The following is a 26948-nucleotide window of genomic DNA, read 5'->3' on the forward strand; positions in this document are numbered from 1 at the left end:
TTTAAGGCAGGCCACGAACCGTACGCCTTAAACCCTGAACCCCCAATCACCTTCGACCTGGCAGTCTCCTACGACTCAAACCCAAAACCCCAGACGATTGGCTCCCAGCCGTAGGCGTCGCCCTGGGCGCGCACGTGGCCGAGGCCGGGGAAGGGCATGTGGGGCACCAGCAGCTGGCGGCGATCGCCCACCACAGTCTCCAGCAGTTGTTTGCGCGTTTCCACTCCGGCCTGGGGATCGGTGTCAAAGGCCACTTCCCAGTCGGGGTTCTCCAGGTTGAGGGGGTCGCTAAAGAACACGTCTCCGGTGGCCAGCAGGCTATCGTCGCCGGAGGTAATCAGGTACGAGGACTGGCCAGGGGTGTGGCCCACTGATGCCACCGAGACAACGCCAGGGATGACATCATCGCCCAGGGCAAAGCGGGTGGTGCGGCTGGCGATCGCCCCCAGCCATTCCTTGGCGACAGCCACCGTACTCGCCTGGGTGTCTGCATCCGACAGCGCATTGGGCATTTCTACCGTCGGGGCCATCCAAAAGGCCCACTCGGGCTCAGGGATGTAGTAGCTGGCGTTGGCAAACACCGGGTTGCCGCTGCCGTCGAGAATGCCGCCGATGTGATCGGGGTGGGCGTGGGTGATGATCACGGTGTCGATGGTGTCAGGGGCAATGCCTGCCGCCTCTAAGTTATTGGCCAGATAGCCCACGGTGGGGCCAAAGGTGTTGCCCGCCCCGGTGTCAATCAGCACCCGGTGCTCGTCGGTTTCCAGGTACAGCACGTTCAGGTGGGCGAGCACATTGTCGGTGGGCAAAAAGTTGTCGGTTAGGGCAGCGGCGGCGGCCTCAGGGTCGGCATTGGGCACAAAGAAGCCCACGGGAAAGGACAGAATGCCGTCGCTGACCACCGTAGCCCTGTAGTCGCCCACGGTGAAGCGGTAGGTCGTGGCATTGGTGGGGGTGGCTCGTTCTACAGCGGGCTCGCTCTGGGCTAAGACCGTCGAGGGCTGACCACCTACCCAAAGGCAAAAGCCCAGGGTTGCCGTGGCAACGAGGGCCATTCCCCATCGCTTGAGGCCCCACGGCCTCGAACGCTTTACAGCAGCTAAAAAATTGGGCACAGATCGTCTCCTCAATACAATCTCGGGGGCTATCGGAGAAATTCCCCCCGATGCTCGTCCATGGTAAGGCAGGAGGTTTGTGGCTGCATGCCGCTGCATTAGGATGGAGCTAGCGATCGCCCCCCACTTCCCCCAGGGCCAGGTAACCCATGCCACCGCTCACCACCGCTCTGCTCGATTCCATCACCCAGCACCTGGTGGCTGCCCTTCAGCCAGAGCAGATCATTCTGTTTGGCTCCTACGCCTACGGCGAACCCAACGAAGACAGCGATATCGATCTGCTGGTGATCGTCTCGCAGTCCGACGAGCCTGGCTATCGGCGAGCGCGGGTCGCCTATAAAGCCCTGCGAGGGCTAGGCATTCCTAAAAATATTTTGCTGATGACTCGCACAGAGGTCGATCGCAAAAAGAACGTCGCCAGCTCCCTGGTCTGTGAAGCACTGCATCATGGGCAAGTCCTCTATGGTTGACGATTGTGTTATGCAAAAATTGCCCTAGAGATCTATGTTTCAGGCGACACGGCGGCGACTGGCGCTCTGGTATACGGCGGTGACGGCGGTGCTGCTGCTGCTGTTTGCCAGCGGCTTTTACCTCTACGTACGCACTACCCTGGTCGAGCGGGTGGATGACACGCTGAACCACGTGGTGGAAATTGTGGAGCGATCGCTAGTCATAGAACCCGACGCCGCCGGGGATCACATCTTCACCACTGCTAAGGCCAGTAGTGCGCCGCTGCGGGTGAATGTCGAGGCCAGCTTTCGGGACAATGCCCGCGCCGTCGAAGACGACCACATTGACCTGGAGTGGTTTGGCCCCGATGGGCAGCTGCTGTGGTCTACCTTTACCGACCTCCAGCCCGTGCCCCTGCACGTGAACCCCGCTGGGGAAACGGTGCAGGTGGGTCTAGACACCTTCTTTCGCCAGATCACCGAGCGGGTACAGGATCACGGCCAAGTGCTGGGCTACCTGCGGGTCAGCCACCCGTGGTTTGAGGTGACTAAACCCAGTCGCCGCTTGATCGTGGACTTGGCCCTAGGCACCAGCCTGATGGTGGCGGCAGTGGCGGCAATCGGCTGGCTGCTGTCGGGGATCGCGATCGCCCCCGTGCGCGACTCCTACCAGCAGCTCAAGCAGTTCACCGCCGACGCCTCCCACGAGCTGCGCAACCCGATTGCCGTAATTCAGACCAATGCCCAGGTAGCCCTGTCCGACCCCGACCCCGATGTGGAGATTCAGCAGCAGCAGTTTCAGGTGATTGAGCGGCTGACCCGGCGGCTGGGGCGGCTGGTGGATGATCTGCTGTTTTTGGCCCGTCAGGAGAGCGGTTTAATCGCCCTCACCCCCGCTTCGCTCAGCCTGGAGGGACTGCTGGAAGATGTGGTAGAAGAGCAGCAGGTGATGGCGGCCGAGCGGCAGATTACTCTGCGGGTAGAGGTGTCCCACAGGGATCAAGGGAAGCATCGTTCCGGTAATTCAAAAACCCTCGCGGCACCTCCCACCGCCAACTCAACGATTTTAGGCGATCCCAGCCAGCTCACCCGGCTATTTACCAACCTGATTAGCAATGCGGTGCAGTACACCCCTAAGGAGGGCACTGTGACTGTACAGGTCAAGCCCATCAAGCATCAGGGCCAACCAGCGGTACAGGTAACCGTGCAGGATACGGGTATTGGCATGGATGGCGAAGCGCTGGCCCACGCCTTCGATCGCTTCTACCGAGCCGATCCGTCGCGGTTGCGCAGTGGCGAACAGGGCACGGGGCTGGGGCTGGCGATCGCCAGGGTAATCGTCGAAACCCACCGAGGGCATATCCACTTAGAAAGTCAGCGCGGCGAGGGCACCACGGTGACGGTGGTGCTGCCTCAGGGGGGTGAGTGAGTGGATGGGTAGATGGGTGGATGGGTAGATGGGTAGATGGGTNRKWRGRGAMAKAGGTGACTGTTCCTGAGCGGGGTCGTTTGTCCTGTGGACAGGCTTCGCCAACGCGTTAGCGTCTCCCGTAGGGAGAAAGGGGGTGGGGGCTGTTGCGAAACGTCAACGGAGGTTACAGACTCCTGTCTGTTTCGCAAAAGAGAGTTAAAATTAGCAGAGACATTTGCACCTGGTGGAAGGTACGCTGATCGCCGCGATTCGCAGAGCGATTTGTCCCCGAATCGCCCCCTACTTATCCGTCCTGCCCCAGCTGTACTCCTTAATTTCAGGTGATCCGAAAGGCACGTTTGCTGCCGTGTTTGAACCTAATCAATCTGCCGAGTCGCCCTCAGGGCTTTGATCCCCGGCCCTAAGTTTTTGCAAAACCCGATCCCTGGTGGTGGCACAGCTCAGTTTAAGCTGGCTGCCCGGTTCGATGTTCGATTCCTCACTCAATTTCTTTTCCTATGGCTGATTCACTCCAGCATTCGGCGTTGCAGACTGCTCCTGCGGCCCAGGCTTCCTATGATGGCCCCCACGATGGGCTGATCCCCGCCGTTAGTACGGGGGTGTTTGTCTGCGTCCACGGCCACTTTTACCAGCCGCCCCGCGAAAACCCGTACCTGGATGCGATCGAGAAACAGCCCAGCGCCGCGCCCTTCCACAACTGGAACGAGCGCATCCACCACGAGTGCTATCGGCCCAACGCCTACGCCCGCATTCTCAACGATCGCGGCGAAGTCGTGCGCATCGTCAACACCTTTGAATACATCAGCTTTAACATCGGCCCCACCCTGCTGAGCTGGATGGAGCGCTACGACGTAGAGACCTACCAGCGCATTCTTGATGCCGATCGCAACAGCTGCGCCCGGCTGAGCGGCCACGGTAACGCGATCGCCCAGGTCTACAACCACATCATTCTGCCCCTGGCCAACCAGCGTGACAAAGTCACTCAGGTACGCTGGGGCATCGAAGACTTTCGCCGCCGCTTTGGTCGCCAGCCCGAGGGCATTTGGCTGGCCGAAACCGCGATCGACTACCCCACTCTAGACGTGCTCCACGCCGAGGGGATCAAGTTCACGATTTTGGCTCCGTCGCAGGTACAGCGCTGTCGCCCGCTAGTCAGCTACAACGGTGAGCGCGACACCTGGCAGGAAGTAGGCGGCGGCCAAATCGACCCCAGCCGCCCCTACCGCTGCTTTCTCAAGCACGCCGACGGTACGCCCGATCCCAACCGCCACATCGACATTTTCTTCTACGACGGCCCGATCTCGCGCGACATGGGCTTCAACGACGTGCTGAGTTCGTCCCAGCACTTTGTCGGGCGCATCGGCCAGGCCATCCACGGCGACCACCGCCCCTTCCAGCTGATCTCGGTCGCGACCGACGGCGAAACCTTTGGCCACCACCGGGGCGGGGCCGAAAAAGCCCTGGCCTACGCCGTCACCGACGAATTTCCGCGCCAGGGCTGGACGGTGACCAACTATGCCCACTACCTGGCCACCCACCCGCCCACCTGGGAAGCCGAACTCAAGCCCGTCACCGCCTGGAGCTGCTCCCACGGCGTCGATCGCTGGCAGGATGACTGTGGCTGCGGCGGCGGCGGGGTCTGGAACCAGCAGTGGCGGCGGCCTCTGCGCGACAGCCTCAACTGGCTGCGTGACCAGCTGGCGACCGTGTACGAAGAGCACGGAGCGGCCCTGCTGCGCGATCCCTGGGCGGCGCGCGATGCCTACGTGGCGGTAATGGGCGATCGCAGCCCTGAGAGCCTCAACGCCTTCTTTAAGACCCACCAAACCCACAAGCTCTCTGCCGTAGAGCGAGTTACTGCCCTGCAGCTGCTCGAAATGCAGCGCCACGCCCTGTTTATGTACACCAGCTGCGGCTGGTTTTTTGAAGAACTCTCGCGCCCCGAGGGCACCCAAATTCTGCGCTACGCCGCCCGCGCTATTGAGCTAGCTGGCGAAGTGGCGGGGATCGCCCTGGAGCCGGAGTTTGTCAAGCGGCTGCTCCACGCGCCCAGCAACATCGACGACTTTGCGACTGGGGCCGGGGTCTACGAAGCGCTGGTCAAACCCTCCCGCATTTCTCTAGAGCAGGTGGTGGCTCACTACGCCATGGGGTCGCTATTCACCGACTACCACCGCGAGCAGGCGGTCTACTGCTACACCGTTAAGCAGCTCGACTACCGCCGCCAGCGCATGGGTCCGATATCCCTCGCGGTAGGGCAAGTTGAGATTACCTCGACCATCACTCGCGAGAGCCTTAGCCTCGCCTTTGCGGTAGTCCATCTGGGGGGCTGGGACTTTCACTGCGGGATTACAAGCATGCGATCGCGCCTCGCCTATACCCGCGCCAAAGCCGCCGTCTTCGATAGCTTAGGCCAGGCCAGCGCCGCCCAGGTAATTCTCGCCATCAACAGCGCCTTTGGCCCCCATACCTACGGCCTGCAAGACCTGTTTGCCGAAGAGCGCCACCGCATGATGGGGCTGCTCTCCCAAGACACCCTGCTGCGTCTTGACCAGCTCTACGCCCAGGTCTACCGCGACAACTACGGCGTGCTGCGGGCCTTCCACCGCGACGGCCTGCCCGTGCCCAAGGAACTACAAGTGGCGGCGGATATCGCCCTCAGCCACCGGGCGATGGAGGTACTGCAATCCCTCGAACGGGAGACCAGCGACCCCACCGCCAGCCCCCTGCGCCAGGGCGAAGACTATTTGAATGAACTGGAGGCGATCGCCACCGAGGCCAGCACCTGCAATGCCTCTCTGTCTCTAGCGGCGGCCAAGCCTATGCTGGAGCGGCTGATCGGGCGATCGGTGTGGCAAATTCTCAACCAAGCCCCGACAGAATCTCTCGCCGCCGATGTGGACTGGTTGGGGCGGTTGGTGAACCTGGGTCAGCAACTCAACCTGGGCCTTTCGTTAGAACGCCCCCAGGAGCTGTATTACCAGCACCTCAACCGCCAGGTGTTTGCCCTGCTCAAACAAGCAGCGGTGTCGAGAAAGCCCCTTGGCTCCGATAGCCGCGCTCAAGTCAACGACATCCTTCGCCTCGGTGAATACCTGTCGATGGACGTGGGAGCAGTGCTAAAAGCCCTAGATCACCTCGATCCTGGTCGGCCTGCATAAACAGGCCGAAGTTGAAATAGCCTTGCTCTAAAATACAGATGGTTCAGTTGGCATTGCTAGACTTTCATGCAGTTTGAATGGGATGAGGCAAAGAATCTCGGACTGGTAGGCAAATTAAACAGATTCTTCAAAAAGAGATGGGAAATCGTGTCGCCCGCTTACAACTCTCAAAATTTCGATGCCATCATCCAAAATTCTGTAAAAGATAATGTAACCTTCCAAGCATGACCCCGAAGCCCAAACCGAATATTGGCATAGCTTTTGCCGCTGTCGGGGAAGGCGACGAGTTGCTGGCACTTCCGATTAAAAGCTTGGAAGAATCGTTCCCCTGCTTCAACGCTAGTCTCGGCAAAATAGTCGGCAATCTCGTTGAGATCTTGGCTAGCAAGAACGTTGATGACATAGCGACTCATGGCTAGTTCGCTGGCCGGAAACGCTCTAGAATGCCATTTACAAAGGTTTCGCCATCGACTGGGGCAGTGTGATTAGAGGCTTCAATTGCTGCACCAATTTTTGCTCGCACGTCCTTGACCCACTCGGCTTCAGAGCGATCGTACTCGTCTAGTAATCGCAGGGCAATTTCTAAAACTTCTTCAGTGGAGCGGTATTTGCCAGACTGAAGCTTGGTTTCAACAAAGCGCTCTTGATCGGGGGTGAGATTAATACTCATAAAAACCTCTTAACTAAGTTTTCATGCTTTGCATTTGCTAAATTTTTCTCTTAGGCTAATGATAGCGCTCGCATGTTGCTCACTCTCACGTGAGGTCTGCAACTGTGCGATCGCCTGGTCAAGTAACTCAGTCATCGCTGCCCTCACTCTAGTTATCCAAGTGTTCTGCCTCCATTAATTATCATTTGCCCTTAAATGCGCTTAGAAGATCTTCAGGTAAAGGTGCGTCAAAGTCAGCCGGGACAGTAAATTCTCCCGCACATAAGCCAAATGGTCGCAGTTGCTTATCTTTGGTAATCGGCTTGAGTTCTGCGATCGCCTGATCGGCCCTAAAAATTAAAAGCGTCTCACCGGCCTCTACTTGGCGAAGATACTTGAATGGATCACGCTGGATTTCATCAATTGTTATGTTTAGCATTGTCTAGCCTCTAGTCGCATAATTATAACGGTGAGCATCACCGGCGGCAGATCAAATTGAGACTAGAGATCACCATCCTGTCTAATGTACGCAAGAGCTGGCTTGCATTAACTGTCGCTTACTTGATTTGTGTAAGTTTTCCTAAAAGCGCTGAATGCTTAGCTTTTAATCTCTCAAAAGTTTGAATTATCTCCTGTTCAAATTCTATAGGCCAGTTAATTTTTGAGTGCCATGAATATGCTACGCTCTCTTCTTTCCACCGCTGGTGCTGAATAAACCAAGAACTATGGTGGTTAAGGAAGGTAACATAGCTCTCTGGAAAACGAGAACCTTCTATTAAGTGAGTTTTACAAACAAGTAATTCCCTAATCTTCTCATTTTTGGGCAAAAAGGAGTATTCAGCCCAAAACAGCCAAGTCTTTAAGTCTTCCTTAGAAAGAGAGTTGCCATGCATAAAAACATAATTTCTGCCTAAAGTATCAAGCAAATCCTGAAAAGTTTGACGACCTTCATACAGAAGAAAAGCTAGTGGCCCGTATAACTCTTCAAGCTGCTTTTCGACATATTTTAATGAAGCCTCCGTTTGCCGCTTTTCTCGCTCTCTATGATCAGTCAAAACATGGTTAACCATCCATCCAATAGCAGTTACAGAACCAGCCACTATCGCAACAACTATGGAGGGTTCCATTTTCAACATTTTGGTATTTCAAATTGATTACCAATGGAGCTTGTAAATCGGAAAGGGTAAGAATTTAAGCAGGCTAACAATTTATTATGCCGACAGTTGCCGAAAATTCCTCCTAGGAAGACAATTATACGGATAGTTCCTAACTAATCGGCTGGAATGTGGCTAGAGAACACGTAGATGCGCTGGCTTTCTAGGCTGCCGCAGAGGTCGGAGGGTTTGACGGTTTCGGCGGTGGGCACCCCGTCGCGTTGGAACACCTGGCGATCGAGTTTTACCTGCAAGCCGCTGAAGGGGTCGCTGCCGCCGGAGATTAAAAACGCCAGCTGATCGACATCGGACCAGGTAGCAAGTTTGTCGAGCAGGGTGGCGATCGCTTTCATTTTCGGCTCATTGCAATCCCGGTACCAGGTTTCGGCCCCAGCTTCTGTGACCCCTTCTAAACCCAAGTTGACAATCACATCGGGCTGGCTAAATAGGGCAGCGGCTACTGGTCGGGCCTCCTCTTGCAGCATCAGCCCCAGCGACTGGGCCAATCCACGCAGTTGCTCTAGCTTGTGGTAGCGGTCCTGCACGGTCAGATTGCCGCTGCACCAGTGAATTGCCACCGTAACCAGGTAGGTGTGCATCAGCAGATGGCCCAGCTTTTGAGCTTTGGTGGCCAAATAGCCCGAATTGTAGGGGGTAGCTTCGATGATTAGCGGCACCCGATTCACCATTTCCAGGCCGTAGCCCTTGATGCCCGCAATTTTGCGAGGGTTGTTGGTGATCAGACAGAACTTCTGCACCCCAATATCGTTGAGAATTTGTGCGCCCACACCGTAGTTGCGCTGGTCGACGGGTAGGCCCAGCTTTTCGTTGGCTTCTACGGTGTCGAGGCCCATGTCTTGCAGCGAGTAGGCCTTGAGCTTGTTGACCAGGCCAATGCCGCGCCCCTCCTGGCGCAGGTAGACCACCACGCCGCGCCCGGCAGCGTCAATCATCTTTAGCGCTGCCTGGAGCTGCATACGGCAGTCGCATCGCAGGGAGCCAAAAGCATCGCCAGTCAGACATTCGGAGTGGACGCGCACCATTACCGATTGGTCAGCAAAAGTGGCGGGGTCGCCCTTGACCATGGCCACGTGCTCGGAGCCATCGAGCAGGTTGCGGTAGGCATAGATAGCGAAGTCGCCAAACTGAGTGGGCATGGTAGCCACGGCCTCGCGCTGCACAAAGCGCTCGTGCTGCAGCCGGTAGCTGATCAAATCGGCAATGCTGATCAGTTTGAGGCCAAAGGTTTTGGCGTAGTCGACCAGTTCGGGCAGCCGCGCCATCGAGCCGTCAGGGTTCTGAATTTCGCAGATTACCCCTGCGGGGTAGAGCCCTGCCAGTCGGGCCAGATCAACTCCGGCTTCGGTGTGGCCCGCTCGCTTTAGCACGCCGCCATCTTTGGCCCGTAGGGGAAAAATGTGACCGGGGCGGCGCAGGTCTTGGGGGCGGGCGTTGGGGTTAATGGCGACCTGAATGGTGCGGGCGCGATCGTCGGCGGAAATGCCGGTGGTGACGCCCCAGCTCAGGGCGGCGTCGATGCTGACGGTGAAAGCAGTCTGCTCGTTTTCGTCTTCGAAAGCGCTGGGGCTAACCATCAGGGGCAGGTCTAGCTCGTCGAGGCGATCGCCTGTCATGGCCAGGCAGATTAGCCCCCGCGCTTCCACCGCCATAAAGTTGATGATATCGGGCGTGGCAAACTGGGCCGCGCAGATCACATCTCCCTCGTTCTCGCGGTTTTCATCGTCGACCACCACAATTGATTTCCCTGCAGCCAAATCGTGGAGGGCTGACTCGATGGAGTCAAACTTAAAGTCGGGGGGAAGCTCGGAGGTGGGCTGGTTGGCGGCGGACATCTCCGATTTTGGGTCGAGCACGGTGGGGCTAACCTTTGTGAAGTACGTTTACTCTTAAAATTCTAGCTTTACCGCTTGGCCTTCACCCGAATGTTGACCACGCTCTAAGGGCAGATTGAGCGGGCTGAAGAGACTTCCCTCGGCATCTTAAGCAACCATGTTGATCTGAAATTACTGGTTTACTATTACAGTGCTGATCTACAAGGGGTAGTGCTAACGCGGTTGGTGCTCTCCCCAAGCGATTGACCACACCCCCTTTTACCCGGCACCGTAGCCAACCCTAGAACCATGAGCGAGTCACCAGCAGGAAAAATTCAGGTCGGTATTGTGGGCGCTTCGGGCTATGGAGGGGTGCAGCTGGTGCGCCTGCTCACTCAGCACCCTGAGGTCGAGCTGGTGTATCTGGGCGGAGACAGCAGCGCCGGGCAGTCCTACACTGACATTTACCCCCACCTGGCCGACTCGGTCAATTTAACGGTAGAACCCGTGGACTTGAGCGCGATCGCCCAGCGCTGCCAGGCCGTATTTCTCTCGCTGCCCAACGGGCTGGCCTACACGATGGCACCCGCCCTGCTCGAACAGGGCTGCAAGGTGCTCGATCTGTCTGCCGACTACCGCTTTGAAAATTTGAATACTTACCAGGCGTGGTACGGGGGCGATCGCGCTGATCAGGTCACCGCTGCCGAAGCGGTGTACGGCCTGCCTGAGCTATTCCGCGATCGCATTCGGGATGCCCGCCTGGTCGGCTGCCCCGGCTGCTACCCCACCGCCAGCCTGCTCGGCATTGCGCCATTGCTCAAGCAGGGGCTGGCCCAGCCCGAAAGCCTAATTATTGATGCTAAATCGGGTACCTCTGGCGGCGGTCGGGTGGCCAAAACCAGCATGCTCTTGGCTGAAGCCAGCAATTCCCTGGGGGCCTACGGCGTTGCCCGTCACCGCCACACCCCCGAAATTGAGCAAATTTGTACCCAACTAGCTCGCCACGAAGTCACAGTGCAGTTTACGCCCCACCTGATTCCGATGGTGCGGGGCATTTTGGCCACTATCTATGCCACTCTGCGCGACCCCGGCCTGGTGCGCGACGACCTGCTCACCATCTACAGCGCCTTCTACCGCGCCTCCCCCTGGGTGACGGTGCTGCCCAACGGCACCTACCCCCAAACCAAGTGGGCCTGGGGCACCAACCGCTGCTACATCGGCCTCGAAACCGACCCCCGTACTGGTCGAGTAATTGTCATGTCGGCAATCGATAACCTAATGAAGGGCCAGGCCTCTCAGGCCGTGCAGTGCTTCAACCTGATGATGGGGTTGGAGGAAGGGTTGGGGTTGCCTGCGACTACCTTTTATCCATAGTGGATCTGTAGGTGGGTGGGCGAGTAGGGTGTGTAGGCGGGTAAGTGATGTAGGCGATCGCTAAATAAGCCTGCAAATCAAGTCATCAGCACCGAGAAACCTTGCCTGGAGTCAGGTTTAATCCACCCGCCCACCCGCCCACCCGCCTACTCTCCCAGTCCCCTCAGTCCGTCCAAACGACCTGACGCTCTGAGCGGCTGCGGTAGCCCGTTTGCTCCTGAATCACCCGACCCGCCTGGGCTGGGTCGAAGTAGCGATCAAAGTCAGCCCGCAGACGGGTATTTGCTGCTTCCGCCTGGGCTAACTCGGCGCGGGCGACCTCAAGCTGCTGCACCTGGGATTGCAGGTAAGGCAGCAACCGCCCCAGTGATACCGCTGCTACCGAAATCAAAAACACATTCACCCCTAGCCTTGCACCCAGCTCTATTGCAACGGTATGACGAGCCAGCCGCCGCAAAGGATCAGCCCGCCGCTGCCGCCGAACAGGGGTACGCGTAGAAGAAGGCATCGGCGGACGACGAGAAGGCGAACGGCTCATGGGGTAGGTGCTCTAAGCTGGCCTTTATTATGCCTGAGAATAATGGGAATAAACCCGATCTGGCCTCCGATGTAGGGTTTTTTCTGTGGGAACAACACAGCTTGTGATCAGTCCTAAGCTATATCTTTAACTGACCTTCATCCACGTGAGCATTACGGAAAATTGATAGTTGAGTTTGGGCTTAAGGCATAATAAAAGGAACGGAGTCCCTGCCCCATGCCCCGAAGAATTTTTATTGGCGACATCCACGGTCACTACGACGGCCTACAGCGGCTTTGGGATGCGATCGCCCCTGAAACTGACGATGAGATTTACTGCGTTGGCGATTTAATCGATCGCGGTCCCAAGAGCGCCGACGTAGTCGACTTCGTTCGTCGCCACGCTACCAACTGTGTGCGGGGCAACCACGAGCAGCTCATTCTCGACACCTTTGTCGACGGCAAAATTAACCCCCCTACCCTCCAGGGCTGGATCTTTAGCGGCGGTCAGGCCACTCTTACCAGCTACCACGGCTCCGCCTCTACCCTCGAGGACCACCTCGACTGGCTGCGGCAGCTGCCCCTCTACATCGACCTGGGCGATCTGTGGCTGGTGCACGCCGGGGTCAACCCCATGCTGCCGATTGCCGAGCAGAGCAGCTACGAAATGTGCTGGATTCGCGAAACCTTTCACAGCAGTCTGACGCCCTTCTTCTCCGACAAGCTGATCATCACGGGCCACACGATCACCTTCACCTTCCCTGGCGTAGACCCAGGCCAAATTGTCGCCGGGCGCGGCTGGATCGACATCGACACAGGCGTTTACCACCCCCGCAGCGGCTGGCTCACTGCCCTCGATTGGGATAACCAGATCGTCTACCAGGTGAATGTGTTTGAGCCAATCGAACGGGTGCGATCGTGCGCTGAGGCAATCACCTACCTCGACCCCACGCTGATTAAAAAGCGCCCCCGCGATATGGCTACCCGCGCCGCGTTTTAGGGGGCTAGCTACAGGGAAGTACTAGGGCAAGTCACCTTCGATGATGGTTGTGATTGCGATCGCAACTTCTGCCAAGATCTCGTCTGAAACTCGGCCCAGCCTGCGAATAAATCGCTGTAGATCAACCCCTCTGATCTGAAGCGCATCAACGGCAGAGGGCTTGCTCAACCCATTTTCAGCATTGGTAAAATGCGGACGTACCAGGGATTGTTAACAAAGTAAGGCTTCCAATCGGTCAAAGGTGCAATCAACTTAATCGGCAATTTCCCCACCGCGTCAGAGCTGATCACAATAGCTGGGCGCACCTTTTTAATCTCCGCACCTATGGTGGGAGCGGTGCTGCTCGAACTTTGCGCTGTGGCCTCAGTCACGCCTTCGGTCTTAAGCAGTTCTTGCACAAGCACTTGCAGCAGGAGTAGCTTGTCGGTATGCGACAGCTTATAAATCAGCGGAACCAGTGTGTTGATGGCCATAGGAGCTTTAGGGAATAGAGCCCTGTGGACAGGGAGCTCATCTATATCACTTCTGTCGTAACCCTGTAAGCTCTCACTCGTCCTATTGCATCAGCTATGGATAGACTATCTGATTATCCTTGGCGAGTTAGCAGTGACGTGGTCATTGCAAAAGAGCCCCAATCTTTTGAAACTGGGGCTCTAAATTCCATAATTCTCCCTACACCGTGGCCGGAATCCTCACGCCCGAGAGAATGCCTTCTTTTTGCGCCATATAGAGCATCAGATCGACTACACGCATCGAGTAACCCCACTCGTTGTCGTACCAGGCGACGACCTTAAAGAAATTCTCGTTGAGGCCGATGCCCGCCCCGGCATCAAAAGTGCTGGAGTGCGGGTCGGTGATGAAATCGCTAGAAACCACATCGTCTTCGGTGTAGGCCAACACACCCTTCATGGGGCCTTCGGCAGCGGCTTTGACGGCTTCACAGATAGCCTCGTAGCTCGTGGCTTGCTCAGTTCTAAAGGTGAGGTCGACCACCGACACGTTGGGGGTGGGAACGCGAAAGGCCATGCCCGTGAGTTTGCCCTTTAGATCGGGCAGCACCAGGGTGACGGCTTTGGCGGCACCTGTAGAAGCGGGGATGATGTTTTGACTCGCCCCGCGACCGCCGCGAAAGTCTTTTTTAGAGGGGCCGTCAACGGTGGGCTGGGTGGCGGTGGCGGCGTGGACGGTGGTCATTAGACCCTCGCCCAGGCCAAAGTTTTCGTGGATGACCTTGGCGACAGGGGCCAGACAGTTGGTGGTGCAACTGGCGTTCGACACGATAATGTCGTTGGCGGGATTGTAGGTGTCGTGGTTAACGCCGATGACTAAGGTGTGCACTTTATCGGGATCTTTGGTAGGGGCGGAGAGAATCACGCGCTTGGCTCCGGCATCAATATGCTGATGGGCGGTCTCAAAGGTGGTGAAGAGGCCAGTTGACTCAACTACGTAGTCGGCCCCAAGCTCGCCCCAGGGCAGATCGGCGGGGTTGCGCTCCGCCATACAGGGAATTTTTTTGCCGTCGACAACAATGCCGTCTTCAACGGCTTCAACAGTGCCGTCAAAGCGGCCGTGGGTAGAGTCGTACCTGAGCAGGTAAGCGAGGTTAGCGGGCGGTACTAGGTCGTTGATGCCGACAAATTCAATGTTGGGATTTTTGATGCCGCCGCGCAGTACCAGGCGGCCAATGCGACCAAAACCATTGATGCCAACTTTTAAGGTTGTCATGGTTAGATGTCCTTATGGGTAGGTTTGCTTTAGGTTTGCAGTGGAACGGGCCGCGATTGATATGGCCTCAGTCCCATTAAAAGTGGGCACTTAATGAATGCTGAAATAATCGCGCTTAGCCCTGAGAATTTTCGTCACTCCCCACTGCAAAATGCTATGGGTAAAAAACGGCGTAGGGTCGGGATCTACGCTTTTATTTCAGAGTTGAGTTTTTGGTTTAGTTCAGGCTGAAAGGACTAAAATACTCACTTAGATAGGTGATCGCCTAAAACTTCTGTCGCTATACCTACAGTCGGCAAGTATAGTTACGGCAACAGATTGTTTAACCTATAGTTCCAGTTGGCGACGGGAGAAAGCGCTGTGTTTACTGGCCTTGATCTGGTTGTGATAATGCTGGTGTTTTTTGCGTTCTTTTACGCGACGAGCGCTCCCAGTAAAGGCTCAGAGTTTAAGCTAGAGCCGCTAACCCTGCTGGTGGTGACCATTATTGTGGGCATGATAGCGGTTTCTCTGCTCAATCGCTAACGCTGTCGGTGGAGAAACACTCAGTGCTTTAGAAAAAGATTGATAGGGGACGGAGAAAGCTTGCCAGGCGGCTGTAGGCCGACTGAATATTGTCGCCCTCTAGCACCACTTCTTCGGTGGGATAATTTTGCAGAATCTCCAGCAGGGTAATCTGCTGGTCGTCGCTGGCCGAAAGAACCAGGGACGCTCGCAGCGCTTGACGGTCGGCCTCGCCTGTACCTGTGTGTATCGACTGGCCCAGGTAGTCGAGCACCCATTCTCCAGGGCGGCTGTTGAGGGAGCGATCGAGGATGACGGCGTTGGCAGCCAGGGGACGGGTGAGCAGCGATCGCAGTTCGCCCGCATTTTGCCCAGCCTGGTTGAGCAACCCACCCAGCACGCCTGTTGATTCGCCGGTATCGGCCAGCAACTCAAGCAGTGCGACGGGTACGGTACGGCTAAACCCCCGATAGTTGAGCCGCACCCGCTCGGCCGCCTGTCCGGGGTTGGCAGCCAGGGTACCTAGCCCCAGACTAGCCAGGGCGATCGCCGCGAATATTCGCCGTTGCATAGCATCTCTCTATTGACTGATCTCTATGACGAGCTAGTGTTGCGTAAGGTTGCAACCCATCTGTAGCCCGTGTGTAGTCAGTATAACGATGGCCGGTTGTTATGCCCTGGCGCGGGTGCTGAGGGAATAGCAAAAGCGATCGGCCCGCGAAATGGTGGACCCATGCAGCACTGGCTGCCGATCGCTGCTATAGGCTGTGTAGCGGTAGACCATCAGGGCGTGGCCTAGGGGCACTTCTAAGTAGCCGCTGAGGTCGTAGTCGGCGTGGGTACACTCAATCACTGAATCTAAGCAATCGATGGGAATGCCGTGTTCGGCCAGGGTGGGAAAGGTCATCTGCTGTTCTAACAGCGGTGCAAAGCGTTCGCCCAAATCGGCAATCAGGTAGGTTACGTCTACAGCCCCCGCCGCTCCGTCCATCCGAAAGAGTTTTTTTTGCAGGTAGACCGACGACGCTTTGGCAATCCCCAGGGCCACCGCTACATCTCTAGGGGCGGCAACTGGCTCAAACACCAGGTTTTCAAAGGAAAAAGCGATTCCCTGCCGGGCCATGTCCTGCTCTAGAAACACCAGCGGGCTGGAGAGCGAGTAGGTGACTTTCTTTTGGGGTGTAACAAAAACACCTTTGCCTCGGTAGGCAATCGCTAGCCCCTGGCTCACCAGGTTGGCCACTGCCTGACGCGCGGTAATACGGCTGACGCTAAAGGTTTCCATCAGCTGGTGCTCGCTGGGCAGGCGATCGCCCGCCGCATAAACTCCCGCCTCAATCTGGTGACGCAGCTTTTCCGAAATACTTATGTGAAGGGGAGGAGACATAGTCAGAGAACCATCAACGGGCGATGGGCATACTCAAAGGCAGCTTGACCACCCAAAATAATGTGCTAAGCTCACTTGTTATAACAAGTTGATTGCGCCCCATTGTAAGCGGGTCGTTGTGCTGACCGCTGTAGTCAGCAGGTCGTTGTGGGAAAGGTGAACTGAGGGCCGGGGAGATTCCCTGAGCGAACTACCTTCCATTCCCATTATCTGATGTTGCCAAGGCATTTCTTACTAGAACCTTAACCATGCTTACGAATACTACACCTGCTGCCAAACTCAGTCCGCTGCCGGTTCGACCGCGCCAGGTCTTATCCGCTGAGGCGTTGGCCATTCTCAACCAGCGATCGAACTGGGCCGGGGCGGCTCAGTTTTTGGGCCATCTGGGGGTGATGGCGATTAGCGGCTACCTGTGGGCGATCGCGCCGCTGGCGGTCGCGCTGCCCGCCCTAGTCATTTGCGGAGCCAGCCTGGCGCTGATGTTTTGCCCGATGCACGAGTGCTGCCACCGCACCGCCTTCGCCAACCCCCGCCTCAACGATGGCGCGGCCTGGCTGGCGGGGCTGCTGTCGTTTTACAACAGCACCTTTTACCGGCGTTATCACAAATGGCACCACCGCTACACCCAAATTCCAGGCAAGGATCCTGAACTGGATGACCCCAAGCCCCACAGCCTGGGCAACTACCTCTGGCAGCTCAGCGGCCTTCCCTGGTGGATGGGTAAGGTGCGCTGCCACAGCAAGGTGGTGCTGGGGCAGATGGAGGGCATGTATTATCTGCCCGAAAGCTCCTATGGCGAGGTGATGCGATCGGTGCGCTGGCAACTGCTCACCTACGCGGCGGTGATTGTGGTCTCTACCCTACTGGGCCACCCGTGGTTTTTGTTTACCTACTGGGTGCTACCGCTGGCGGTGGGTCAGCCCCTGCTGCGGTTTGTGCTGCTGGCCGAGCACACCGGCTGCCCCAACGACGCAAATCCGTTGCTCAACACCCGCACCACGCTCACCCTCTGGCCCCTGCGCTGGCTGATGTGGAATATGCCCTACCACGCCGAGCACCACCTGTACCCGTCAATTCCGTTTCAGATGCTGCCAGCGGCCCACGCACAGCTCAAGCCTTACTTTGAGCACATCGATGCAGGCTATGTGCGGGTAAATCGCAGTATCGTGGCCAAAGTTAGCTAAGGGCAGCGATGGCAACAGCAAAACAGTTTGTGCTGAAAGATTTTCCGCTGCAGTGCGGGGTGGTGCTCCCCGAGGCCAAGCTGGTGTACCAGGTGTACGGCGAGCTGAACGATCAGCGCACCAACGCCGTTCTCTACCCCACCTCCTACGGGGCGCAGCACACCGATGTTGACTGGCTGGTGCGCCCCGACGGCATTCTCGACCCCAGCCGCTGGTGCGTGGTGATGGTGAATATGTTTGGCAACGGCCTTTCAACCTCACCCAGCAATGACCCAGCCGTGGCCCGCCCCGGCGTTTACTTCACCCAATACGACAACGTGCGGGCTCAGGTGGCGCTAATTAATGTACTGGGGATCGAGCAACTGGCCCTGGTCTACGGCTGGTCGATGGGGGCGCAGCAGGGTTACCACTGGGCCGCGCTGTACCGCGATCGCGTACAGCGCCTAGCCGCTCTCTGCGGCACCGCCAAAACCACCGACCACAACAAACTCTTTCTCTATAGCCTGCGGGCCGCCCTGACGGCCGACCCAACCTGGACCGGCGATCGCTTTGAAGGCACGCCCGATCGCGGCTTTCATACCTTTGCCCAAATCTACGCCAGCTGGGCGGCATCCCAGGCCTACTACCGGGCCAAACCCTACCTGGCCTGGGGCTACGACTCACTCGAAGACTACATTTTGCGCGGCTGGGAAGCGGGTTACCGCCAGCGCGATCCCCACAACCTGCTGGCGATGATCGACACCTGGCTGCGCTGCGATGTGGGCGACAACCCCGTTTATCAGGGCGATTATGCCAAAGCGATGGGATCGATTACGGCCAAGACCTTGGTTATGCCTGCCACCACCGATCTCTACTTCACCCCAGAAGACTGCGAGGCCGAAGCAGCCCTGATCCCCAACGCCCAGTATCGGCCCATTTCATCAATTTGGGGGCACCGGGCGGGCAACCCCTACCAAAACCCTGAGGATGAGGCGTTTATCAAAGGGGCGATCGCCGACCTGTTAGGCGAATAGTCTCATTCAAGCAAGCGGTCCCCGGTAGAGGTATTGCAGTGCAATGCCTCTACAAATTGGGGGTATACCGACAGGATTTGAGATTAGGGTTCGAGCTGAATGGTTGTCTCACACTGCACCGGAAAATTGACCGAATTAGCGACAAAGCACTTTTGATGGGCCTGCTCGTGAAGCTGGGTAGCCAACTCGGCATTGCTTTGAGGAGCAAGGGTAACGACCGGGCGCAGCAAAACCTTAGAAAACCGGCCGCTGCCGTCCTCGGTTTCAAGCATCGTCCCTATGGGATAGTCAACGTAGTTAGTCACCACAACCTTAGCCTCGGCGCACAGGTGCAGATACCAGAGCATGTGGCAGCTCGATAGTGACGCAACCAGGAGTTCTTCTGGGTTGTACTTGGTTTTATCGCCACGAAAGGCCGAGTCAGCCGAGGCCTCAATCGGGGGCTTACCATCAGCGCTGATGCTGTGGGCGCGATCGTAGGCGCGATAACTCTCGGTGCCCTGGCCGTTATTGCCGGTCCAGTGCACCTCTAGTCGGTAGAGGTGGGTTTTAGATTGACTCATGCTAGTCCTCGCCACTGTAGCGCCCGTTGCTCCATCGCTTTGACAAAGCTATCCTTGCCGTCCATGTAGCCGTCGATGTCTTTAGGATACTCTGCTGCCAGGGCGCGTTTGAGGTCGCTGTACTGCTGGGCGCAGTCGGGGTGAGCAATCATAAAGTCGCGAAAGGCCAGATGTCGCACTATTGCAGGGGAACCGGTCTGAAAGGTGTGAACGTGGTGGGTGCGGTGGCCCTCAGCATTATCTTTACGAAAGTAGCGACGCCCTGTCAGGCCAAACTCGCCCATCACCTCATAGCCCAGAGAGACCATCGCGGCATTGCAGCTATCGACCTGGTTGATGTCGTTGACCTCCACCAGCAGGTCGATCACGGGTTTAGCGTAGATATTGGGAATGGCGGTACTGCCAATGTGGTGAACCTGCACTACGCGATCGCCTAAGGCCAGGGCGACCTGTGTCGCCTCAGTGGTAAAGTCTTGGCCCCACTGAGGATTGGGGGGACAAACGTGAACCTGTCTCATTGCGTAATCGTTCTGGTGATGGGCATGAAAAAGCAACCTTTTCCAAACCAAAAAAGAGCGCCTCGAAAGACGCTCTTTTTGGCTAACTAATCTTGATCTAGAAACCTAGGCTATTGAAGCCCAGAGTCTAGTTCTCCAAAATCACCTTAGCTACCATGCCAGCCCCACGGTGGGGAGCGCAGTAGTAGGTGTAGGTACCAGCAGGCATGTCGCTGGTAAAGGTGGTGGAGTAGTTTTCACCAGGGGCAAAAGTCAGCTGGGTGTGGGAGATGCTGTCGGCCAGGGCCTTGTCGCCAGGCACGTTAGCGGCATCAAACACGACGTTGTGGGGGGCCATTTTGTTGTTCACCCAGGTCACAGTGTCGCCAGCATGAACGGTAACGGTGCTAGGTTCAAACACGAGCAGACCCGCATCAGAACCCATCTTGACATCGTAATTGGTGGCTGCAGCGGGTGCAGAAGCCAGGGTGAGCGTACCCACCACTAGCAGAGCAGACAAAATAACTAGGCCCAAACGCTGGGCAGCGCGAAATACTCGTTGCATAACTACCTCTAAAGCTCGTATCTCCAGTTCAATCAATCAGGGGAACTGTCAAACAGTCTTCCCTATGGCATATTACCTGCTTTGCGCGGTAACTTGGGGCGTTGGCCTTGGGGTAATTGCCGCCGTGGGCGACCTGCGAAGGTCTATTAGCAGAACCTACAGTTACCCCAAAAGCTTCTACCAAACGCTGGAGTAGCCCTCAAGTTACCCAACATTCCCTAGACCTGAGGAGCAGAGAAGCGGGTTTTACCAGCTCCCCACATGTCGCCAATGACCTTGGGCTGAAGCAAAATGTGACCTGAGATCGCCACCAAATCTTCCTCGGTTAAACTACGCATTTTGGGGAAGATATCGGCGCTCTTCTTGCTGGGGTGCACCTGAGAAATATCGCTCAGACCATCGTAGGTGGTCGGCTCTTTCAGGTAGGCCACCAAGGCGTCAATGTTGTCGCGGGGGGGCAGAGCACCAGCCAGAGAATCTGGATCAAGGCCAACGGTGGGGTTGGTTTTGGTGATCCCACCCACGTGGCAGGTGCCACAGGCGTAGTTAAATTGGCGACGACCACGGGTGATCTGCTCTAGCGACAGCACATAGTTGTCGCCTTCGGCATTGAGCGGAACCGTACGGGTGGCCTCATCTAGCTCAGCCGCGACAGCGTCTCCCATGACCAGGTGGCTGACAAAGAAGAGTGCGACCGCAACTAGCCAAATGCATCTCTTCAACATGGTTCTCCTCGAATGTATAGGGCTTGGGTATGAAATCAACACAGCTATATCAAGTCCAGTTCGGGATATTGAGTTTCGCCTTGGGCAAACCTCCCCGTTTGGCCTTAATGAGATTTAACTCAATGGAGTTTTCCCCCATCAAATCATTCTTGTAATGTCTATCATGCCACCGAAGGGGGCCATTCCCAATGTTTTGCCGCTATAAATCGACTCCAATGTGGGTTGGAGCGATGGTTTCTAAGCCATTGCTCCAGGAGGCGTGGCCATCTGAGGTGGCGGGAACGGCAGCGGGCTGGTGCAGCCGAATGAGCTGAGCCAGGGTCTGCTTGAGCTGGGTGCGCGGCACAATTAGATCGACAAAGCCATGGTCGCGCAGGTACTCAGCGGTTTGAAAGTCGTCGGGCAGCTTTTCGCGCAGGGTTTGCTCTACCACACGGCGACCGGCAAAGCCAATGGTAGCTTTTGGCTCGGCCAAAATAATGTCGCCCAGCATGGCAAAGCTGGCGGTAACGCCGCCCGTGGTGGGGTGGGTAAGCACCGGCAGATAGAGCAGCTTAGCGGCCTGGTGCTGCTGGAGCGCCCCAGAAATTTTGGCCATCTGCATCAGGCTGAGCATGCCCTCCTGCATACGAGCACCGCCTGAGGCGCAGACAATAATCACCGGGCGGCCTGTAGCGGTGCCGCGCTCGATCATGCGGGTGAGCTTTTCGCCCACTACCGAGCCCATGCTGCCGCCCATGAAGCGAAAGTCCATCACCCCCAGGGCGACGGGCAGGCCGTCGAGTTCGCCCAGGCCGGTTTGCACGGCATCGGTGAGTTTGGTTTTGGACTGGGTATCGCGCAGGCGATCGCCGTAGCCCTTGCGATCTTTAAACTTGAGCGGATCCTGGGGCTGCATGTGGGTGTCTAACGCCTGCCAGGTGTTAGCGTCGATCAGCTGACGAATGCGCTCGTCGCTGAAGATGCGGTGGTGGTGGCCACACTCGCCGCAGACCCACTGGTTGGTGCGCAGGTCTTTGGTGTAGGTGAGAACGTCGCAGTGCTCACACTTGGTCCACAGGCCATCGGCAATTTCCCGCTCCTGGCGGTCTTCGCTAATGGGGCCTGACTTACGGCGATTGGCAAACCAGTCAAACAGTGACATGCGCGTGCGTTAGCTCAACAGCGACAGAACAATCTATATAGATCGAAGTGTCCAAAATGAACACAACTCTCATCCTAGCGGGTTTGCTCCGTCTGCGATAGATAGGCTGGGTCGGGGCGAAGAAGCATCCCTCACCAGGCGGCAGCATTACTTGGTGGTCATAATATAAACCCCGTCCCAATCCTCGGGCGGCGGCTGCAGCCGATACTGGCGCGCTCGACTGAGGTGTACCGCCACGGCTTTGTCGTCGGGGCGCATCTGGTGGGCCTGCTCGAACAGGGTTAGGGCCTCGTCAAAGCGCAGGTTAGTGTAGGCGCTGCGAGCGTTGGCATAGAGGTTTAAAAAGTCTTCGGTGCCTGGGGGAAGCGGGGTATCACGTTTGTCGATTAGCTCGTAGAGGCCAACGGCCTGCTGTTTGCCCTTTACCTGGGTGCGATCGAGCTCGCGGACCCAAATTTTGTCGGCGCAGAGGGCGTAGGTGTACTCGCTGATCACAATGTCGCAGCCGTACTCCTTGGTGACGCCCTCTAGGCGAGAGCTGAGGTTGACCCCGTCACCAATCACGGTGTACTCCATTTTGCGCTGGGAGCCAATGTTGCCCGACACGACCTCGCCCGAGCTAATGCCAATGCCAATGCGGATCTCAGGTTGGCCGAGGGCACCCCGCTCGGCGTTGAACTGAGCCAGTCGTCGCCGCATGTCGAGGGCGCTCTGCACCGCGGCCCAAGCGTGGTTGCTGAGGGGCAAGGGCGCACCAAACACGGCCATCAGCGCGTCGCCAATAAATTTGTCGAGGGTGCCCTCGAAGTGAAACACCGACTCCACCATAGTTTCAAAGTAGGCGTTGAGCATTTCAACAACTTTGTCGGCTTCTAGATCTTCGGTGAGGGTGGTATAGCCGCGAATGTCAGAAAAGAGCACGGTGACGTCTTTGCGCTCGCCTTTCATTAACAAATCGTCGCCCAGGGCCATAACCCGCTCGGCCACGCCGGGGGTCATGTAGCGATAGAGGGTACTCTTCATCCGCTTTTCCTGACTGATGTCTTCGAGCACTAGCAGGCCGCCGAGCACGCCACCCTCGGGGTTGTTGAGGGGGTTGACGGTTAAGTTAATGCTGCGCTCAATGCGCTGCACGAGATTGGCTGGTACGGGCGGCGCGGCTAAATTGCCCCAGGCTCGATAAATTTCGGGATGGTTGGGATCGGGCAGAGCCAGCTCCGAGACACGGTCTAACCCGGTACCGGGGCCTGGGGCGACGGCCACCCGCAGGTTCTGCTCAGGGACGTAGTGGCGAGCCCCGTGTTTGAGGCTGTCTTCGAGACGAAAGCGCAGGCTCTCGATGGGAAGTGCGTCCCACACCGGGCGGTGCAGCAGGGCTGTCTGCCAGCGATCGCGAATGGTGCGGCTGTGATCGGTATCTTCGGGGCAGCCAATCAGATCGAGGGCAGCATCATTGATGGTGACAATGCGGCCCTCCATATCGGTAGAGATGACGGCATCGGAAAGGCTTTGCAGAATGTCTTTTTGATACTGCTTTTCGACCAGCACGCTCTCAAACAGCTTGGCATTCTCTAGCGCTACCCCAGCCTGAATGTTAAAGGCCCGCATAAAGGCCTCGTCGGAGGTGGTAAACGTGCCGTGGGCCTTATTAATCAACTGCGTGACGGCGATCAGTTTGCCGCCGGAGTCGTACACGGGCATGCAGAGAATAGTGCGCGTGGTGTAGCCGGTGCGTTTATCGGCGTCGGGGTTAAAGCGAGGATCTTGGTAGGCGTCAGGGATATTCAATACCTCGCCCGTGGTGGCCACATGGCCCACAATGCCGCTGGTGATGGAGCTACGCAACTCGACCAGCGATTTGCCGTCGCCCGATTTTACCTTTGACCACAGATCGCCGCTCTCTTCGTCGATTAACCACAGGGTGCTGCGATCGGCCTGCATCAGCTGCCGGGCCTCTTCCATCACTGACTGCAGCGTTTTTTCTAAATCTAGGCTCTGCTCCAGCGACGAGATCGCCTTTAGCAGGGCGGCAACTCCCTTTTGGTTGCGGGCGGCAATATAGAAGGAATTACAGCTTTCTAAAATCACCCCCAGCGATTCGGCAAATTCTTTGAAGTGGCGCTCGTCTTGATCGTCAAAGGGGGCGTTATTGAGCTTGTTGAGCAGCTGCACCACCGCCACAATACTGTCGCTTTTTTTGCTCAGTACCGGCATGCAGAGAATGCTGCGGGTGCGGTAGCCGTGCTTTTGGTCATAGGTGCTGTCGAAGCGATCGTCGGCGTAGGCGTCGGGTATATTGAGCGGCGTGACGTTGGTGGCCACGTAGCCCGAGATGCCCTTGCCCATGGGGACGCGAATTTCGAGCGATCGCTCCCCATCGCCCTGGGCAATTTTCGACCACAGCTCCTGTTTTTCGTGGTCCACCATAAAAATAGTGGTGCGCTCGGCCTGCAAAATTTGGCCAATCTTGAGGGTAAAGGCTTCTAAAATTTGCTCCAGCATGATCTCCAACGACTCGTTGTTGATCATGTCGATGGCGCGCAGAAAATGCTCAAACTCCGCCGTAATTTGGTCAAGCAGGTTGATAAACTGCGGGGTCGGTAGGTCGCGTACCCGGTTGGTCAGAGAACTGTGCTGGTTAGCCAGAGACAGCGCGGTAATCATGCTGCGATGTTCAAAGACCGACCCCGAGGGGCCGTTGATCTGAGTTGCCATAGGGACCCTACTCAAGCGTGGCAGACGGGAACAAAAGCAGTGGGCACGGTTAGCTGCCTGGGTAGTTGATAAAGCGTGTGGGTGTTTGCCTCTTTGGGGCAGGCCAAAGGCCCTGTGCCCGTGGAGCGATAAACGAGCTACTTCTCCTGCGCCAACAGGTTAGCTAAGGCAGTAGCAAATCTGCTAAACACCTATTACTCTAACCGTATACCCCAGGTTAGGGCAGCAACGTCGCAATTTGAACAGAATGCCCTGCTCGTGACCCTGACCTAACATACCCACCCACCTTTAGGAATGTGGGGGCAGCGCTACAGCGGTGCCAAAGCCAGCCTGCAAAAAAGCCACTATCTCAGCCCAGGCCGCATCGGTAGCGGCAGGATCGTAGCGGTAGCCATCGTCGCGCATGAAGGTATGGTTGGCCGAGTAAACCAGGGTTTTGGGCTCAATGCCTGCGGTTGCTAAAGTACTGAGAATACTGTCGCGCCCCTCGGCGGGCACATGGGGGTCTTGATCTCCAAAAATGAGCAACAGTCGGGCCGAAATCTCGCCCAAACGCTCTAGGGTGTCAGCTCTACCCCGCCCCAGTTTGCCGCTGTGGATGCCGGTTGGGTAGCAGCACACAGCCACGCTGACCTCAGAATTTAGGGCGGCTCGGCAGGCCAGGTGGCCACCAATGCAAAAGCCCAGGGTGCCAATCTGCCTAGGGGCGACGGCGGCGTAGGTTTGCAGCCAGTCTAAAACGGCTGCGGCGTCGGCGTCGAAGTCAGCTACTGCGGTGCGGCGGGCCGCATCGTTACCCCGCAGGCGACCGATATCGTTGGGCTCGATCACCGTACCTACGGGTTCTAGCCGATGAAAGATCTCAGGGGCTGCGACCACGTAGCCATAGCCCGCCAGGCGATCGGCCAGACGCAGCATCGGCCCTCCTAGCTGATAGATATCGGAATAGAACAAAATGCCGGGGTACTGACCAGGCGCAGTCGGTTCAGCCACATAGAGGCGCATCAGGCTGTCGTCTACGGTAAGGCCCACATCATGGCGCTGAATTTGCACAGGTTGACCTCCATGGTTCGCTAAGGGATGCGGGGGAGTGGGTGTAAGGTCTGGGGTTTACGGTTTAAGGTTCACGGTTTGAGGTTCACGGTTTGAGGCTTGCCTTGAACCCTGAACCGTAAACCTTGCATCTGACACCTCTCGCCTAATTCCCTCGGCTATGTCGTACCGATAGTGAAGGATGATGTGATCAACGAGCGGTTATCTAAGACACAAGCGCTGGCCATGACCCTATTTTTCACCCCCGACCCCGCCCTGCAAACGGCCCTCGATCAGGTGCTCGATCAGGTGCGGGCCGAGTTTGCCCTCACCCCTACGCAGATTGCCGTTACCTGGGTATTGTACGACCCGCCCTACATCACCAATACAGGCGGTGCCCTCAGCGCCACCGACTTTTGGCAGCGCCAGCCGCGCGGAGCCAGCTACCGGGGGGTCGAGCTGATTTATCCGGCCAGCGTGGTGAAGCTGTTCTACCTGGTGGCCGCCCACGAGTGGCTAGAGCAGGGCATGATCCCCCCTTCGGCTGAGATCGATCGGGCGCTCAAGGACATGATTGTCGACTCTAGCAACGACGCGACTTCGCTGGTGGTCGATATGCTCAGCGGTACCACCAGCGGCCCGGAGCTACCCCCTGGCCCCTTTGAGACCTGGTGCCACCAGCGCAACATTATCAATCGTTTTTTTCAGTCGCTCCAGTGGACCGAGCTGACGGGGGTAAACCTCAACCAAAAACCTTGGGGCGATGGCCCCTACGGTCGTGAACGAGCCTTTGTCGGTGAGCACTACGAGAATCGCAACCGGCTCACCACCAACGCGGTGGCTCGGCTGATTCACAGCATTGCAGGGGGGGTGGCCGTGTCGGCGGCGCGATCGCAGACCATGCTCAATCTCATGCAGCGTTTGGTGCCCTCTGCCCCACCCGAGCCCGGTGAAGAAGACCAGGTGACAGGCTTTTTGGGTGCCGGGTTGCCCCCCGGCACTGCCCTGTACTCTAAAGCGGGTTATACCAGCCAGGTGCGGCACGACGCCGTCTATTTTGAGTTGCCCAATGGCACTCCTGACCTGCTAGTGGCCTTTACCGAAGGCCGCGAGCACAGCAAAAATCGCGACATCCTACCTCGGCTGGCTGGTTTGATTAGCCAAGCCACTACCCGCCTAAAACCTTCGGCCTAATTCTTAAGAGTTGGATTG

25 protein-coding genes and 2 pseudogenes are annotated in these 26948 nt (G+C 57.2%); 9 read left to right on the forward strand and 18 right to left on the reverse strand.

All coding sequences use genetic code 11. The features are described from left to right. Positions 1-68: 68 nt before the first annotated feature. Positions 69-1055, reverse strand: a complete 987-nt coding sequence (locus IQ265_RS20490; protein ID WP_194056995.1) for an MBL fold metallo-hydrolase — start codon at positions 1053-1055, stop codon at positions 69-71. Positions 1056-1264: 209 nt separating this feature from the next. On the opposite strand from IQ265_RS20490, the gene IQ265_RS20495 reads away from it, so the two are divergent. From IQ265_RS20495 to IQ265_RS20505, 3 genes are all read left to right on the forward strand, one after another. Next, the gene (locus IQ265_RS20495; RefSeq protein ID WP_194056997.1) at positions 1265-1585 is read left to right on the forward strand and encodes a nucleotidyltransferase domain-containing protein; all 321 of its coding nucleotides are present in this window, start codon (positions 1265-1267) and stop codon (positions 1583-1585) included. A gap of 34 nt (positions 1586-1619) precedes the next feature. Next, a complete protein-coding gene (locus IQ265_RS20500) occupies positions 1620-2993 on the forward strand; it encodes a HAMP domain-containing sensor histidine kinase (RefSeq protein ID WP_194056999.1) in 1374 nt (457 codons plus the stop codon). Between the two features lie 500 nt (positions 2994-3493). After that, positions 3494-6157 (forward strand): DUF3536 domain-containing protein, encoded by a 2664-nt coding sequence (locus IQ265_RS20505; RefSeq protein ID WP_194057001.1) that lies wholly within the window; start codon positions 3494-3496, stop codon positions 6155-6157. A 114-nt stretch (positions 6158-6271) separates the two neighbouring features. Here the strand turns inward: IQ265_RS20505 and IQ265_RS20510 are convergent. From IQ265_RS20510 to ribBA, 5 genes and pseudogenes are all read right to left on the reverse strand, one after another. Beyond that, positions 6272-6570 (reverse strand): annotated as a pseudogene (locus tag IQ265_RS20510) (type II toxin-antitoxin system RelE/ParE family toxin). Positions 6571-6572: 2 nt separating this feature from the next. Continuing rightward, entirely contained in the window at positions 6573-6827 is a 255-nt protein-coding gene (locus tag IQ265_RS20515; RefSeq protein WP_194057003.1) for a type II toxin-antitoxin system ParD family antitoxin, read from the reverse strand. A gap of 181 nt (positions 6828-7008) precedes the next feature. Next, the gene (locus IQ265_RS20520; RefSeq protein WP_194057024.1) at positions 7009-7245 is read right to left on the reverse strand and encodes a type II toxin-antitoxin system Phd/YefM family antitoxin; all 237 of its coding nucleotides are present in this window, start codon (positions 7243-7245) and stop codon (positions 7009-7011) included. A 118-nt stretch (positions 7246-7363) separates the two neighbouring features. Then, positions 7364-7942, reverse strand: a complete 579-nt coding sequence (locus tag IQ265_RS20525) for a hypothetical protein (protein WP_228038224.1) — start codon at positions 7940-7942, stop codon at positions 7364-7366. A 134-nt stretch (positions 7943-8076) separates the two neighbouring features. Further along, positions 8077-9813, reverse strand: coding sequence for a bifunctional 3,4-dihydroxy-2-butanone-4-phosphate synthase/GTP cyclohydrolase II (gene ribBA / locus IQ265_RS20530; RefSeq protein WP_194057152.1), 1737 nt, complete (start codon positions 9811-9813; stop codon positions 8077-8079). 288 nt (positions 9814-10101) lie between these two features. Here ribBA and argC point away from each other — a divergent pair, with 288 nt between their 5' ends. Continuing rightward, positions 10102-11166, forward strand: coding sequence for an N-acetyl-gamma-glutamyl-phosphate reductase (gene argC, locus IQ265_RS20535; protein WP_194057026.1), 1065 nt, complete (start codon positions 10102-10104; stop codon positions 11164-11166). Positions 11167-11329: 163 nt separating this feature from the next. Here the strand turns inward: argC and IQ265_RS20540 are convergent, their stop codons facing one another. After that, entirely contained in the window at positions 11330-11674 is a 345-nt protein-coding gene (locus IQ265_RS20540) for a hypothetical protein (protein ID WP_194057028.1), read from the reverse strand. Positions 11675-11920: 246 nt separating this feature from the next. Here IQ265_RS20540 and IQ265_RS20545 point away from each other — a divergent pair, with 246 nt between their 5' ends. Further along, entirely contained in the window at positions 11921-12682 is a 762-nt protein-coding gene (locus IQ265_RS20545; RefSeq protein ID WP_194057030.1) for a metallophosphoesterase, read from the forward strand. A gap of 21 nt (positions 12683-12703) precedes the next feature. On the opposite strand, the pseudogene IQ265_RS30150 reads toward IQ265_RS20545, so the two are convergent. After that, positions 12704-13053, reverse strand: a pseudogene (locus tag IQ265_RS30150) (type II toxin-antitoxin system PemK/MazF family toxin). A gap of 301 nt (positions 13054-13354) precedes the next feature. Then, complete coding sequence (gene gap / locus IQ265_RS20555; RefSeq protein ID WP_194057032.1) at positions 13355-14407, reverse strand: type I glyceraldehyde-3-phosphate dehydrogenase; 1053 nt, start codon at positions 14405-14407, stop codon at positions 13355-13357. A gap of 360 nt (positions 14408-14767) precedes the next feature. Here gap and IQ265_RS20560 point away from each other — a divergent pair, with 360 nt between their 5' ends. After that, positions 14768-14932, forward strand: a complete 165-nt coding sequence (locus IQ265_RS20560) for a hypothetical protein (protein ID WP_194057034.1) — start codon at positions 14768-14770, stop codon at positions 14930-14932. A 28-nt stretch (positions 14933-14960) separates the two neighbouring features. Here the strand turns inward: IQ265_RS20560 and IQ265_RS20565 are convergent, their stop codons facing one another. Together IQ265_RS20565 and IQ265_RS20570 are read right to left on the reverse strand one after the other, a co-directional pair. Beyond that, the gene (locus tag IQ265_RS20565) at positions 14961-15482 is read right to left on the reverse strand and encodes an alpha/beta hydrolase (RefSeq protein ID WP_194057036.1); all 522 of its coding nucleotides are present in this window, start codon (positions 15480-15482) and stop codon (positions 14961-14963) included. Positions 15483-15581: 99 nt separating this feature from the next. Beyond that, positions 15582-16298 (reverse strand): GntR family transcriptional regulator, encoded by a 717-nt coding sequence (locus tag IQ265_RS20570; RefSeq protein WP_194057038.1) that lies wholly within the window; start codon positions 16296-16298, stop codon positions 15582-15584. Between the two features lie 248 nt (positions 16299-16546). Between IQ265_RS20570 and IQ265_RS20575 the strand changes: the two genes are divergently transcribed. Continuing rightward, positions 16547-17482 carry a fatty acid desaturase gene (locus IQ265_RS20575; protein ID WP_194057040.1) on the forward strand — a complete coding sequence of 312 codons (936 nt, stop codon included), beginning with the start codon at positions 16547-16549 and terminating at the stop codon, positions 17480-17482. Between the two features lie 8 nt (positions 17483-17490). Further along, the gene (locus IQ265_RS20580) at positions 17491-18495 is read left to right on the forward strand and encodes an alpha/beta fold hydrolase (RefSeq protein WP_194057042.1); all 1005 of its coding nucleotides are present in this window, start codon (positions 17491-17493) and stop codon (positions 18493-18495) included. Between the two features lie 83 nt (positions 18496-18578). Here the strand turns inward: IQ265_RS20580 and IQ265_RS20585 are convergent, their stop codons facing one another. The 7 genes from IQ265_RS20585 to IQ265_RS20615 form a co-directional block, all read right to left on the reverse strand. Continuing rightward, positions 18579-19058 carry an OsmC family protein gene (locus tag IQ265_RS20585; RefSeq protein WP_194057044.1) on the reverse strand — a complete coding sequence of 160 codons (480 nt, stop codon included), beginning with the start codon at positions 19056-19058 and terminating at the stop codon, positions 18579-18581. Further along, on the reverse strand, positions 19055-19576 hold the full coding sequence (locus IQ265_RS20590) for a GrpB family protein (RefSeq protein WP_194057047.1): 522 nt from the start codon (positions 19574-19576) through the stop codon (positions 19055-19057). The genes IQ265_RS20585 and IQ265_RS20590 overlap by 4 nt, the downstream gene beginning before the upstream one ends. Positions 19577-19703: 127 nt before the next feature. Next, complete coding sequence (petE, locus tag IQ265_RS20595) at positions 19704-20120, reverse strand: plastocyanin (protein WP_106867085.1); 417 nt, start codon at positions 20118-20120, stop codon at positions 19704-19706. A 218-nt stretch (positions 20121-20338) separates the two neighbouring features. Beyond that, the gene (gene psbV / locus IQ265_RS20600; protein WP_194057049.1) at positions 20339-20845 is read right to left on the reverse strand and encodes a photosystem II cytochrome c-550; all 507 of its coding nucleotides are present in this window, start codon (positions 20843-20845) and stop codon (positions 20339-20341) included. Positions 20846-21044: 199 nt separating this feature from the next. After that, positions 21045-21989, reverse strand: coding sequence for an acetyl-CoA carboxylase, carboxyltransferase subunit beta (accD, locus tag IQ265_RS20605; protein WP_194057051.1), 945 nt, complete (start codon positions 21987-21989; stop codon positions 21045-21047). A gap of 147 nt (positions 21990-22136) precedes the next feature. Further along, positions 22137-24704 carry an adenylate/guanylate cyclase domain-containing protein gene (locus IQ265_RS20610; protein WP_194057053.1) on the reverse strand — a complete coding sequence of 856 codons (2568 nt, stop codon included), beginning with the start codon at positions 24702-24704 and terminating at the stop codon, positions 22137-22139. Between the two features lie 288 nt (positions 24705-24992). Then, positions 24993-25757 carry a dienelactone hydrolase family protein gene (locus IQ265_RS20615; protein ID WP_194057055.1) on the reverse strand — a complete coding sequence of 255 codons (765 nt, stop codon included), beginning with the start codon at positions 25755-25757 and terminating at the stop codon, positions 24993-24995. Between the two features lie 225 nt (positions 25758-25982). On the opposite strand from IQ265_RS20615, the gene IQ265_RS20620 reads away from it, so the two are divergent. Next, entirely contained in the window at positions 25983-26930 is a 948-nt protein-coding gene (locus IQ265_RS20620; RefSeq protein WP_194057057.1) for a serine hydrolase, read from the forward strand. Positions 26931-26948: the final 18 nt, after the last annotated feature.

The organism is Nodosilinea sp. LEGE 06152, from assembly GCF_015207525.1.
Taxonomy (GTDB): Bacteria; Cyanobacteriota; Cyanobacteriia; order Phormidesmidales; family Phormidesmidaceae; genus Nodosilinea.